Here is a 12,925-nt window from a genome sequence, read left to right on the forward strand (position 1 = left end):
GCCAGGACCCGGCGTCACAGCGCCAGCTCGGCCTGCAAAAACGCCAGCAGGGCGTCGGCGCTCGCCGCCCCGCGCAGCGCGTCGCGAAAAGGGACCTGCATTAATTTACGCGCCAGCTGCGAGAAAATTTTAATATGGCTAATCCCCTGTCCGTCGCCGACGGTGAGCATAATCACAAAATCCACCTCTCCCATTTCCGACTGCCAGTCGATGGGGCGCGTTAAGCGCGCCACGCTGATGGCGGCATGCTTGATGGTGGCGGATTTGGCGTGGGGAATGGCGAAACCAAACCCGATGCCGGTGGTGGCCAGTTCCTCCCGCTGCCAGATTTCTTCCTCCAGCTCCAGGGGGCGATCGGTACGTCCATGGAGGGCGAGATTGCCGCACAGGTACTGGATGACCTGTTCTTTATTGTCCAATTCCGCCGGCAGCAGAATGTTTTCCACCGCCAGTACGGGCCGCTGCTGCGCCGGCAGGACAAACGCGTCCAGCAGTTGCTCGATTTCCCGCGGGGATCGGCAGTCGCAGGCCTGGGCGGCGAGCTGCCGGCAATCGGCGGCGGACAGCTGGCGGATAATCTCCTTAATGGCCGGGATCTGCACGCCGCTCATGCTGATTTCGTCCAGCCCCAGCCCCAGCAGCAGGGGTACGTAGCGGGGTTCGCCGCCCAGCTCCCCGCACAGCCCCACCCAGCGGTCATGGCGGCGCGCGACCGAAACCACCTGGCGCAGCATGCGTAAAAACGCGGGGGTAACGGGGTTGTACAGATGCGCGACCCGGGGATTATTACGATCGACCGCATACAGATATTGCGTCATGTCGTTGGAGCCGACGCTGAAAAAGTCCACCTCTTCGCAGAAGTGATCGATGATAAAGCTGACGGAGGGCACCTCCACCATAATGCCCAGTTCAATACCGCCGGCATGGCGCAGGCCGTCGTTTTGCAGCGATTGCCGGGCGGCGTCGATTTGCGTCTTGACCCAGATGATTTCGTCGCGGGTATGCACCATGGGGATCATCAGGCGCGCATACCCAAACGCCGCGGCGCGCAGGATGGCGCGCAGCTGGGCCATAAACAGGTCGGTGAATTCCGGATAGATACGCACCGCGCGGTAGCCGAGAAACGGGTTCTCTTCCGGCGGGATATTCAAATAGCTGATTTTTTTATCGCCGCCGATATCGATGGTGCGGAAAATCACCGGGCGCGGGCCGGCGTTCATTAATACCTGCCGGTAGGCCTCGAACTGTTCCTGCTCGTCGGGGGCGACGTCGCGATCCATAAATAGCATTTCGGTACGAAACAGCCCGATACCGTCGGCGCCGCAGCTAAAGGCCGCGGCCGCCTCATGGGCGGTGCCGATATTGGCGCCGATCTCCAGGGCTTCTCCGTCGCGGGTCAGCGCGGGGGTGTCCGCCATGCCCAGCTGTCGCCGGCGGCGCTGCTCATCCAGGCGCCGCGCGATGCGATAATGCCCGCGCACCCCCTCATCCGGCCGGGTCACCAGTACGCCGCAGTGGCCGTCGACAAACACCTCCTGCCCCTCATAAGCGCGCACGCCGGCGGTATCGATACCGGCGATCACCGGCACGCCAAACGCGCGGGCCAGGATCAGGGTATGGGACGTGCTGCCGGCGCCGGCCAGGACCATGCCTTTAAGCAGCGCTTTATCCAGGCCGAGAAATTGGCTGGGCGTCAGGTTGTCCGCCGCGATCACCGTGTCGCGGCTTAAGCAAATGGCCGCGTCCACTTTCACTTCCGGGTAGGCGATATGCAGCAGCCGCGCCGTGATATCCTGGATATCCAGCACCCGTTCCCGCAGATATTCGCTGGACGATACCGCCAGCTTGCCGCAGATTTCATTCATATTTTCAATCACCGCCCGCGCCAGGCCGCATTTGCGCCGCTCCATCCGACGCAGGATATCGCGGGCGAAGCCGGGGTCCTGAATCAGCGACAAGTGGGTGGTGATAATAATCTTACCCTGGCCCTGCAAGCGGTTAAGCTCGCCGCTTAACCGCTCGGCCAGGGCAATCAGGCTATGCTCCAGCAGCATATCGTCATGCCGGGTGCCCGGCTGGTGGCTATAGACCTCCAGGCTGGTGCTGCGATAATGCAGCAATATGCCGTGGCCGATGCCGGGCGACAAGGCAGTGCCGCTGACCAGCGCCGGGTTAAAGCGGGTCAGCGAACGCGGCAGCGGCTGGGCGGTCGGCGCCGGCGCCGGTTCAGGGGCGCTGTCGCTGTCGGCGAACGCCGTGGCGAGATAATGCTTGAGCGCGCGGCAGGCTTTCTCTTCGTCGCCGCCGCTGATACGCAGACTGCACGCGTCATTGAACAAGGTGCCGGAACTGACCAGCGCCAGCATGCTTTTGGCATCCACCGTTTGACCGAGGCGGTGGTTAACCAGCGCCACCTGGCTGTCAAACCGGCAGCACTGCTCTTTCAGGTCATAGGCCGGTCGGGCATGTAATCCGTTCGGCAATGGGCAGATAAAATCAATATTTAGCATCACCTGACACCTTAGTTCGTGTTATTTAGCAGGAGAAATCCGTCAACCGCCGGTACGTCTCGGCATTTAACCCGGTCACCAGCGCCGTAAGCAATGCCAGGCAGCGCTCCGCATCGCCCAGATCCGCGATCGATGCGGCGCAATGGCCGTGGCGGGTCGGCACGCCGATCGCCGCCGTGGGCACCCCCGCGTCGGACAGATGGATGCCGCCGCCGTCGGTGCCGCCGTTGCTGAACATATCGGTTTGCAACGGGATCGCGCAGCGCTGCGCCGTGTCCTGAATCCAGCGCAGCAGCCGCCGGGGCGGCACCAGCGTCTTGTCATACATCACCAGCATCGGACCCGCGCCGATTTGCCGGTGGTTGGCGGCGCCGAAATCAAAGTTTTTCGCCCAGCAGGCGGTGTCGAGCACCAGCGCCAAGTCGGGCTTAATCATCCGGGCGGCGGTCTGCCCGCCGCGCAAACCCACCTCTTCGCTGGACGACGCCGCCAGCCAGATTTCGGCGTCCAGGGGTTGCCGCTCCAGGGCGTCGAGCAGCGCCAGCAACAGCCAGCAGCCCAGCCGATCGTCAAAGGCCTTGCCCATCACCCGGCCGGCCGTCGGCAGGCGTTGGAACGGCGTGGCGAACGTGACCATATCGCCGATGGCCACCCCGGCGGAGGCCACCTCCCGCGCGCTGGCGGCGCCTATGTCCACCCGCAGGTTCTGCGCCTCGGCGCCCTGCAAATCCCCGTCCAGCAGGCCGCCCACCTTGGCCCCGCCGGCGGTGGTAATGCGCACCGGCTGCATAAAGCGGGCCAGCATCCGCACATTGCCGATGGGGATCACTTCCACCGCGCCCTGATTGGAGATATTACGCACCATAAAACCCACTTCATCCATATGGGCGCAGATCATCACCTTCGGGCCGGCGGATTCATTGAGCCTGATCGCTACCGAGCCAAGGCCGTCGAACAGCACCGGTTTTTGGCGGCGCCGGGCATGGTCCAGAATAATATCCCGCACCTCCTGCTCATTGGCGGCGATAGCGTCCGCCTGCGACAGCCGTTTGAGTAATTCCAGATCCATGGTTAATCATCCTCGCCGGTGGTCAGCAGCGTTTTGGGCATCCGGTACAGCACGTCGCAGCCGGTGGCGGTCACCAGCACCATATCTTCGATGCGCACGCCGCCCCGGCCCGGTAAATAGATGCCCGGTTCCACCGTCATCAGCATGCCCGGCTGCAATACCGCGTTGTCGGTGGGCGAAAAAAAGGGCGTTTCGTGCACTTCGATGCCCACGGCATGACCGGTATTATGGCCAAAAAACTCGCCATACCCCCGGGCGGCGATAACGCGCCGCGCCGCGTCGTCCACCTGCCGGCAGGGCACGCCCGGCCCGACGGCGGCGATAGCGGCCAACTGGGCCTCAAGCACCGTCTGGTAAATGTCATACAGCCCGTGCCGTTCGGGGGCGTCGCCGTCGGCGGCGGGCACCAGAAAAGTACGGGTCATATCGGAACAGTAGCCGCGGTAGCGCGCGCCGAAATCCAGGGTGACCAGTTCGCCGGCGCCGATAATGTGGTCCGAGGCCTTGGCGTGGGGCAGCGCGCCGCGCGCGCCGCTGGCGACGATGGTGTCGAAGGACGGGTTTTCCGCCCCCGCCTGTTTCATAAACCACTCCAGCTCGGCGGCCACCAGGCGCTCCGCCATGCCCGGCCGGATAAAGCGGCGGATATGGGCGCAGGCGTCGTCGGCGATCCGGCAGGCCTGCCGTATCAAGGCGATTTCTTGCGCGCCCTTCACCTGGCGCAGTTCGTCAAGGGAAACGGAAACCAGCGCGGCCCGCAGATGCTTGACCAGGTTATCGGCGTCGTCAAAGCTGAGGTAGCGTCCTTCAAATCCGATGCGCGCCAGGGATTCCCGGCTGATAATTTCATTGATGATAGCCAGCGGCCCTCGCCCCGCCTCGCTCAGATGCACCTGATACGCCCCGCGTTTATCCGCCACTTCCTCGATATAACGAAAATCCACGATGATATGCTGGCTGTGGCGGGCCACCAGCACATAGCCGGAAGAACTCAGCAACCCGGTGTGGCTGAACTTATTTTGCCTGGAGCTGATAATCACCGCGTCGAGCCGCTGGTCCGCCAGCAGCGCGCGCAGCGCGGGGAGTCGACTCATAACCCTCTATCCTTGCGTCATGGCGGGCCGCCGCCGGCCCGGGAGAATACGGACTTGCCGGCGCCTTACAGGGCGGCGGCGAACAGTTTGCCGCTGCGGTACATGGCATTGCGGATAAACACCACGATCAGGGCGGTGACCAGCGCGCCGAGCAGGATACCGAACATATAGGCCCCCAGGTTGCTGACCAGCGGCCAGGCCCAGATGGCGGACTCGGGAAACCACTGTACGGCGCCCAGGGCCACGGCGGTGGTGGCCCCCACGATGGACCCCGCCATATAGGCCGGCAAAGTGGCCCGCCAGTTTTCCAGCAGGAACGGGATCGCCCCCTCGCTAATGCCCATAAAGGCCAGGAACATAGCGGTTTTACCCTGGGTATAAAGCTGCTCGCTGAACAGTTTTTTACCGGTCAGGCGCCGGTCGATCAGCGTGGCCAGCCCAAGTCCGATGGGCGGAACCACAATGGCGATGGCGCGGGCGGTGATGGGCAGCACGCGATCGGTGGTAAAGCCCAGGGCGACAAACCCCGACGCCTTGTTGATCGGCCCGCCCAGATCGATGGCGGTGGTGGCCGACAGCCCCACGGCATACAGCATGGCCCCGGAGTTGCCCGCCGCCAGCAGCATGGAGCGGATGGCCGCGTTGATCCAGCCGCCGATGGGGGTAATCACGTAGTACATGGCCAGCATGACAAACAGCGCGGATAAAATCGGAATCAGAAAGGTGCTTTTAAACGCCAGCAGATAGTTGGGCACCTGGATTTTGCCGTTTAGCCATTTCACCAGATACCCGGCCGCGATGGCGATAATCAGCGCGCCGATAAAGGTGGACGGTACCGGTTTGGTGGCGATCCAGTGCAGGGCGGTCATATCCCAGGTTAAATTCAACATGGGCTGGGTGGACACCAGGCCGCCGATAAATCCCGCCGGGAACGCCAGTTTGCCGCCGATGGAGTTGGCCACGAAAGCGGAAAACATGGGGATGGCGAAGCTGAACAGCAGGCCGCCAAAGGATTCGGAAAGATAGGCGAATTTCAGCAAGCCCAGTTGGAACCCCTGGAACTTGCCGGAATTGAGCGCATCCATAATGCCGGTGTCGGGAGGAATTTCCAGCCAGACGAACGCTATCAGCTGGGAAATGGCCAGGATCACCCCGCCCATAATCAGCGTGGGGATCATGCGCGAAATGCCGGACATAATATGCTGCGGCAGATCCCCCCAAAAACGGGTGCCGGCCTCGGGCGCCCTGGAGGGCGCGGCGCTGTGGTCCACTGCCTGGGGCGCGGTGATGGCGCTCCGTTTTTTGATAGCCATATATCCCCTTATTATTTTTGGTGTTCTTCGCGGATCATTGCTTCGATTTCCCGCAGGGTGCCGCCGGGATTTTTAATGGCGTCCTGCAGCGTAATTTCATACACATCGACGTGCTCGAATCGCTCGCTGTCTTCCGGCGTAATGGCGATGGCGTGGATAATAATATCGGCCCCGGCAATATCCTCGGCGGTCAGGCGATTCTGAATGCCGTCCGCGCCCTGCGTTTCGATTTTTATTTCGTCATAACCGGCTTCCCGGGCGGCGTCTTCCAGCGCCTGCGCCGCCATAAAAGTGTGCGCCAGCCCCATCGGGCAGGCACATAAGGCAATCAGTTTTTTTGACATGCGATCCTCGTAAATCAGCAATGGTGGGTACGGCCCGGACGGTGCCACCGACGCCAGTCCGCCGGGAGATCCGTGGCGTGGTAGGATTATGGACACGAATAAAAACGCCCAGAGATAGGATAAAAGAGGCTTTTACTGGAAAATTGAGTCATCAACGTTGAACTGTGAGTCATGCCACATATTCGGATTCCAGCGGAATTTCCTATGGCTGGCCGGTTGTTCAGGAAAAGTTATTGCGGTATTCCGTCGGCGTCATGGCGAAAGTGTGTTTAAACAGGCGGCAAAAATAATTGGCGTCGGCGTAACCGCAGCGCAGCGCGATTTCATTGACCGTCAGATGATATTGCTGCAACAGCAGTTTGGCTTTGCCCAGCCGGACCCACTGTAAATAATCCACAAAGCTCATGCTGCCCTCTCGGCGGAAAATACGCGACAGGTGGTTGGGGGTAATATTAAACATCGCCGCGACGCCCTCGCGGTTCAGCGGGCGGGTAAAATTATCCTGTAGATAGGTGCAGATGCTTTTATAGATAAACCGGCTGCGCGGGGTGTTGTCCGCCAACGGGACCAGCAGTTGGCCATGGCCGATATGCAGCAGCGATAACAGCAGATAGCGGGCGGTGTCGCCCTCCTGCGCCTTGACCGCCAGATGGTTTAACGCCTGAAGAATATAATCCAGCTCGCCGGCATCCCGCAGCGGGATTTCCAGCGTGCGCCGGCGGCGGAAATCCGCCTCCGCAGCCCGCTTATCGATAAAAGTAAATCCCAACCAGGACGGTGCGAACAGCACGCTCAGCAGCAGCGTTTCTCCCGGCCAAAGGGGGGCGGGACGGCGTTCGGCGGGAATAAACAGCATATCGCCCTGCTGGAACCGCTGCGCCGGCGCGGCCCCGGCATCGGTGGCATATTCGCCCCTGAGCACCACCTCCAGCCGGGGAAAGCGGGGCCCGCCGCCCGCCGCCGCCCCGCACGGCCGGCAAAAAACGCCGCGGCGCAGCCGCTGCGGATTAAGCACCAGTCCGCTCAGCAGTTCGGTAAAAAAAGCCCGCTCCGTCAAGGACATGTTATCGCCAATCCGCATGGCGCCGAAACATCGATGCCGGGCGGCACTCCCACCGCGTCGGTCCGGACCGCAATCGAAGAGCGCTTATCCATGGCGATCGGCACAAGGTCGGCCCTGGCTTTGTCCGCCAGGGTATGAGTCGCTGTATTCAGGATTATTGGAAAGCCATTTTTCATTGTTCTTGTCTGCGGGCATGCCCTACTTCATCCTAAATCATTTTATGCTAACAACTATAAAATATGATTTTATCCCCGCGACGTTCTTCCCCTGAAAAAAATATCAGTTAACCCATTTCAACCGTTTACCGGTATTACATTTCAGGAATCAGGAGTCCAGGAATCAAAAGCGCTTTACCGGCTAAACCGCGCCGTCCCGTTGATTCCCCGGGATTAGCCGACATCTGCCGGCAACCCCTCCGTCGCCAGGCGATAGAGAACCTCCGCCAGCACCTGCGCGCCCGCATGCAAATCTCCCGGCGTGGCGCTTTCCCGTTCGTTATGGCTTACCCCGCCCGCGCAGGGCACAAAAATCATGCCGGTAGGACAGCGCTTATGCAGGTTAACCGCATCATGGCTGGCCCCCGAGGGCAGCATGATGCAAGAATGCGCGAGCCGGCCGGCGGCGCGCTGGATAAGCCGCGGTATGGCCGGCGGGAATACCGCCGGTTGGCGCCAGCGTATTTCCGTTGCCCGCACGGCGCACCGGTCGGCGTGCCGGGCGCATAAGTCCAGCATGCGATCCCCCAATTGGCGCAGCACCGACTGCGATGGGTGCCTGAAATCGATATCGAACACCACCCGGCCCGGTACGACGGAGTTGCTGTCCGGGTAAACCCGCAGCGTCCCGACGGTAAAACGGCACTCTTCCCCGGCCGCGTCGGTAAGCGCATAAAGATCGTGCAGTAATCGCACCGCGGTTTTCATGGCGTCGCGCCGGGACGATAACGGCGTGGTGCCGGCGTGGGCCTCGGCGCCGGTAATGACCACCTGGAAATCCCGGCATCCCTGGATGCCGCTCACCGCGCCGATGGTGGTTAAGGTATCCTCCAGCACCGGTCCTTGTTCGATATGGGCTTCGATATAGGCCAGCACCGGGGTGCCGAGCGCACGTAGGGGCACGGCGGGCAGCGCCTGGTGGAACGCCCGCACCGCCTGCCGCACCGTGATGCCGTCACGATCCGTGATGGCTTCCCAGGCCGGCAGCGTATCGGGCCGGGCGAAGCAGGCCGAACCCATGCATCCCGGCACGAACCGGCAGCCTTCTTCGTTGGCCCACACCGCCAGTTCCAGGGGACGCTCGGTAATGATGCCCAAATCGTCCAGGGCGCGAAAAACTTCCAGCCCGGCCAGCACGCCATAGATGCCGTCGAACTTGCCGCCGGTGGGCTGGGTGTCCAAATGCGATCCGGTCATAACCGGGTCGAGGGCGGGATTGGCGCCGTCGCGGCGGATAAATATATTGCCGATGTCATCCGCCGCGCAATGATAGCCGCGCTCGCGCGCCCATCCGATCAACAGCAGATGGGCCTGGTTATCCGTATCGGTAAGGGCCAGGCGGTTGACGCCGCCGTTGCCGGTGGCGCCATAGCGCGCCATGGCCATAATCGACCGCCATAAGCGGTCTGAATCGATAGCGCGGGTCAGCGCCGCCGCGATCGCTTCCCGGTCCGGCGCCGGCCCGGTGTTCCGTTGATTCTGGTTCATGATTTCCCGGTCTTGATTAAAGGAATGTCAACGTTCGCCTCGCGGGCAAACCTGCATAGCCGGTGCCATACCTCCGCCAGGATCGGCACGCCCCGGATCAGATTATCCCGGCGCGCCCGGGCCGATCGCTCGCCCGGCAGCCGGATTTCATCGACTCCCGGCATTTTGCGTCCCGCTTTGATTTGCGCCAGAAAGGCGCTGGCGCGCCGCCGGGCGGCATCGGCGTCGCCAAAGGCGCCGGGATCGATGGCGATAAATAGATGGCTGCGCACGCCGTGGCGCGGGTCGCCGGACTGCGCCGCGATATCGAGCTGCGCCCCTAATTCGCCCCCGATCATGGCGCCGGAAAGCAGGCCGATGCATAACCCCAATCCAAAGCCTTTATGTCCGGCCATCGGCGCCAGCGCCCCGCCCAGCGCCTCGTCGGCGCTGGTGGTGGGCCGGCCGTGCGCATCGATGGCCAGGCCGGCGGCGATAGCCTCGCCGTAGTAGCCGGCCTGCCGCACATGGCCGATGGCCGAGGCGCTGGTCGCCGCATCATAAACCACCGGCGCGTCGCCGGTGGGGATGCCGATCGCCAGCGGGTTAGTGCCCAATACCGGGTCGATGCCGCCGGTGGGATGTACCCGCGCGGGCCAGGTGTTGGTCATCACGATGCCGATCAATCCCGCCCGGGCCAATTGCTCGGCGTAGTAGCCCAGCATAAACAGATCCCCCGCGCCGCGCAGGGCCAGCACGGCCGTGCCCATTTGCCGGGCGGCCTGCGTGAGCCGGTCCACGGCGAACAGCCCGCCTACATAACCGGGACATCCGCCCCCCTCCGCCAGCAGGGTGGCCCCGGCGGACGATACGATGCGGGGAATGGCTTTACCGTCCAGTACGCCATTGCCGAGATCGCGGATAATGGAATAAATATGATCGACGCCCTGGATGGCATGGCCGCGCAAGTCGGCCTCGATGCAAACCCGGGCCATGGCCAGGGCGTTGCTTTCGCTACAGCCGTGAGCGCGAAACAGCGCCTGGATAAAGGGCGTGAGTTCCGCGGCGTCGATGCGGTACACAAGTTTGTCCTGGGTCGTCGCCATATCAGCGCTGCCCCCCGCCGTTGCGGCGCGCAACCTCATCCACCGCGTCGCGCAGCGAGATAAACCGTCCCCCGCGCTGCTGGATATGCGCCAGGATATGTTGCAGCCGCGCGTGAATTGCCGGGTGCTCCACCGCGTAGGTGTGGCACAGGAAGGAGACGATCTGGGTTTCCCCGCTATCCGCCGCGCGGCGGGTAATCGCATCCCAGACGTCCTTCATTTGGCTCAGTGTACTGGACTCATTGGCTAAAAAATGGCTGTCCGGACGGCGGCGATCGGCGGGAACCCGGCCATCCCATCCCAGCGGGATAATCAGCAAATTGCCCTGGCCGCCAGCGACATCGGCAACGGGCGTCTTGAGACGCCGGGGAGCGGCGACATAAGCGGAGACCGGGCACCCGGCCCAGTCCACTCCCCGCTCCGGCCAATGCAGCCCGGGGGCGCAGCTCAGATCCACGTCGATGCCGCGATCGGCTAAAAACCCGGCCACGGCCGGGCTTTGCCCGTTAGAGCCGCCGCGAAAGGCGCGGCAGGCCACCCCTGCGGCGTCAAGCCGGTCCAGCATGGCGGCCAGCACCCCGCACGCCTCGCCGGGCCGGTGGAAAATGCTCGGCTGCCCGAGCGGCGCGTCCGGCGCCCGGTACAAATCGTCTTCGAGATGCAGCGCCAGATCTTTGCCATCGGCCACCCATGCGCGCCAGAACGCCATATAGTCATCGTTAAAAAAGCGGTCGCGGAACACGGGGCTGCTGTGCAGGGTAATGGCGGCGTTTGCGCCGCAATATTCCGCCACCAGCCGGTTCATTTTATGATATTTACGCAATACCACCGTATCGGGATCGGGGGCCGCCACCGGGTCCGGATCGCCGTCGATGCTTAATACCACCTTGACTACAGCATTCATGGTCCTGCCCCTTTGCCCTGGGTTTATGGATAGTTTATAGATAGTTTATGGATGGTTTAACGCCAGGCCGTCAGCGCGCATAGATGCCGGACTGTTCGGCAAAGGCCTTGATTTCTATTGGATTGCCGAAGGGGTCCATAAAAAACATGGTCCATTGTTCCCCCGGCTCGCCCTGAAATCTCACCTGCGGCTCCAGCACAAACGTCTGGCCATGCTTGAGCAGGTTTTGCGATAATCGCTGCCACGACGCCAAATCCAGCACCAGGCCGAAATGCGGCATGGGCACCAGCTTATCGCCCACATGGCCGGTATAGGCCGTGGTAAAGGGCGCGCCCAGATGCAGGGATAACTGGTGGCCGTAAAAATCGAAATCCACCCAGGTATCGGTACTGCGGCCCTCTTTGCAGCCCAGGACCGCGCCATAAAATTGCCGGGCGCGATCGAGATCGGTGACGTTGAACGCCAGATGGAATAGTGAATTGGCCTGCATAATACGCTCCTGTTATTGGTACCCGCTGTTGGTGAAGAGTGCTAATCGCGCGGCGTTACCGCTCCGATCCGCCGGCCCGCCCTAAGCGTTGGCAATGGCCCATAGCGCCCCGGCCAGCACCCGCGCGCCGCGATCGAAATCCCCGCGCTCCATCCGTTCGTCAGGATTATGGCTGCCGTTGGCATTGGGAATAAACAGCATGGCGGCCGGGATGCCCCGGTTGGCGAACATGGCCGCGTCATGGCCGGCGCCGCTGGGCATTTCATGGTGGGTTAACCCCAGCCTGTCGGCGGACGTCGCCAGCTCGCGGCGCAGCGCGCCGTCCATCAGGGCCGGCTGGCTGCGCCGCTGTTCGCCCAGATCAAAGGTTACGCCATGTTGCCGGGCCAGCGCGGCGACGGTGGCCTGCACCTGCCGGTCCATCTGTTGCAGCGAGTCCGTACTGCGCGATCGGATATCGATGCAAAAGCCCACGCTGCCGGCGACTTTACTGAAATCGGACTGCCGGCTATCCGTGTTCACCTGGCCGAAGGTCAGCGTCAGCTCATGGCCGGCCGCTTCCATGGCCAGCCAGTGGCGATGCAGGGCATCGACCAATTGCGCGAACGCCACCACCGCATCCCGCCGATGGCTGCGCGGCGTCGCCCCGGAATGGGCATAGCGGCCGGTCACCGTGGCGGCGCGATAGCGTAAACTGCCGCAAATACCGGTCACGATGCCGATATTGCGCCGGTTATCAATCAGTACCGGCCCCTGCTCGATATGCAGCTCCAGAAACGCATACACCGCGGCGGGGTCAATGCCGGGCGTGCCGGCTTTAATCAGCTCAGGCGATCCCCCCAGCTCCTGGATATGGCGGTACAGGGTTTTTTGGGTATCAAACCGCACCACATCCAGCGCGTCGGGCGGCAGCAGCCCCAGCGCGGCTTTGCTGCCGATATACGACACCGGGAACCACACGCTCTCCTCCGCCCGGATGGCGATGACGGTGACATCCCGGCCGGGCGTCATGCCCGCCTTGGCCCAGGCGGCCAAAATGGCCATGCCGGCGATCACCCCGGCCGCCCCGTCGTAATTGCCGCCGCGCGGGACGGTATCGAGATGGGAGCCGGTAAGCACCGCGGGCAAACCGCGCTCTTTTCCCGGCAGGGTCAGATAAAGATTTAACGCGGCGTCGATGCGCACCTCCAGGCCAAGCATACCCGCATGCCCGGCCACCAGATCGTGGGCGCGCTGTTCACCCGCGCCATAGGTGTCGCGCGTCATGCCGATACCGTCAAAGCTGGCCGCCGCCATGGCATCGAACAGGCCGTGCGCCAGTGCCGAATCAGGTTCAATCATAAGTATCCG

11 protein-coding genes are annotated in these 12,925 nt (G+C 62.7%); all 11 read right to left on the reverse strand.

The genetic code is table 11. The annotated features are described in order from the left end of the window. Positions 1–14 precede the first annotated feature (14 nt). On the reverse strand, positions 15–2,510 hold the full coding sequence (gene ptsP / locus ACL2XP_RS16670) for a phosphoenolpyruvate--protein phosphotransferase (RefSeq protein WP_413733985.1): 2,496 nt from the start codon (positions 2,508–2,510) through the stop codon (positions 15–17). A gap of 25 nt (positions 2,511–2,535) precedes the next feature. Then, positions 2,536–3,579 carry an aminopeptidase gene (gene ypdE, locus ACL2XP_RS16675; protein ID WP_413733987.1) on the reverse strand — a complete coding sequence of 348 codons (1,044 nt, stop codon included), beginning with the start codon at positions 3,577–3,579 and terminating at the stop codon, positions 2,536–2,538. A 2-nt stretch (positions 3,580–3,581) separates the two neighbouring features. Then, entirely contained in the window at positions 3,582–4,673 is a 1,092-nt protein-coding gene (gene ypdF / locus ACL2XP_RS16680; RefSeq protein ID WP_413733989.1) for an aminopeptidase, read from the reverse strand. Between the two features lie 65 nt (positions 4,674–4,738). After that, the gene (locus tag ACL2XP_RS16685; RefSeq protein WP_413733991.1) at positions 4,739–5,986 is read right to left on the reverse strand and encodes a PTS fructose transporter subunit IIC; all 1,248 of its coding nucleotides are present in this window, start codon (positions 5,984–5,986) and stop codon (positions 4,739–4,741) included. Positions 5,987–5,997: 11 nt separating this feature from the next. Beyond that, on the reverse strand, positions 5,998–6,330 hold the full coding sequence (locus tag ACL2XP_RS16690) for a PTS fructose transporter subunit IIB (protein ID WP_413733993.1): 333 nt from the start codon (positions 6,328–6,330) through the stop codon (positions 5,998–6,000). A 220-nt stretch (positions 6,331–6,550) separates the two neighbouring features. Then, positions 6,551–7,393, reverse strand: a complete 843-nt coding sequence (locus ACL2XP_RS16695) for a helix-turn-helix transcriptional regulator (RefSeq protein WP_413733994.1) — start codon at positions 7,391–7,393, stop codon at positions 6,551–6,553. Positions 7,394–7,782: 389 nt separating this feature from the next. Continuing rightward, positions 7,783–9,096 (reverse strand): M20 family metallo-hydrolase, encoded by a 1,314-nt coding sequence (locus tag ACL2XP_RS16700; RefSeq protein WP_413733995.1) that lies wholly within the window; start codon positions 9,094–9,096, stop codon positions 7,783–7,785. Beyond that, positions 9,093–10,181: an Ldh family oxidoreductase gene (locus ACL2XP_RS16705; protein ID WP_413733996.1), complete on the reverse strand. Its 1,089-nt coding sequence runs from the start codon at positions 10,179–10,181 to the stop codon at positions 9,093–9,095. Before ACL2XP_RS16705 ends, ACL2XP_RS16700 begins: the two co-directional genes overlap by 4 nt. A gap of 1 nt (position 10,182) precedes the next feature. Then, a complete protein-coding gene (locus ACL2XP_RS16710; RefSeq protein WP_413733997.1) occupies positions 10,183–11,085 on the reverse strand; it encodes a hypothetical protein in 903 nt (300 codons plus the stop codon). Between the two features lie 70 nt (positions 11,086–11,155). Next, a complete protein-coding gene (locus ACL2XP_RS16715) occupies positions 11,156–11,575 on the reverse strand; it encodes a VOC family protein (RefSeq protein ID WP_413733998.1) in 420 nt (139 codons plus the stop codon). Positions 11,576–11,656: 81 nt separating this feature from the next. Next, positions 11,657–12,916: a Zn-dependent hydrolase gene (locus ACL2XP_RS16720; RefSeq protein ID WP_413733999.1), complete on the reverse strand. Its 1,260-nt coding sequence runs from the start codon at positions 12,914–12,916 to the stop codon at positions 11,657–11,659. Between the last annotated feature and the right edge of the window lie 9 nt (positions 12,917–12,925).

This window comes from Sodalis sp. RH21 (genome assembly GCF_047324175.1).
Taxonomy (GTDB): Bacteria; Pseudomonadota; Gammaproteobacteria; order Enterobacterales; family Enterobacteriaceae; genus Acerihabitans.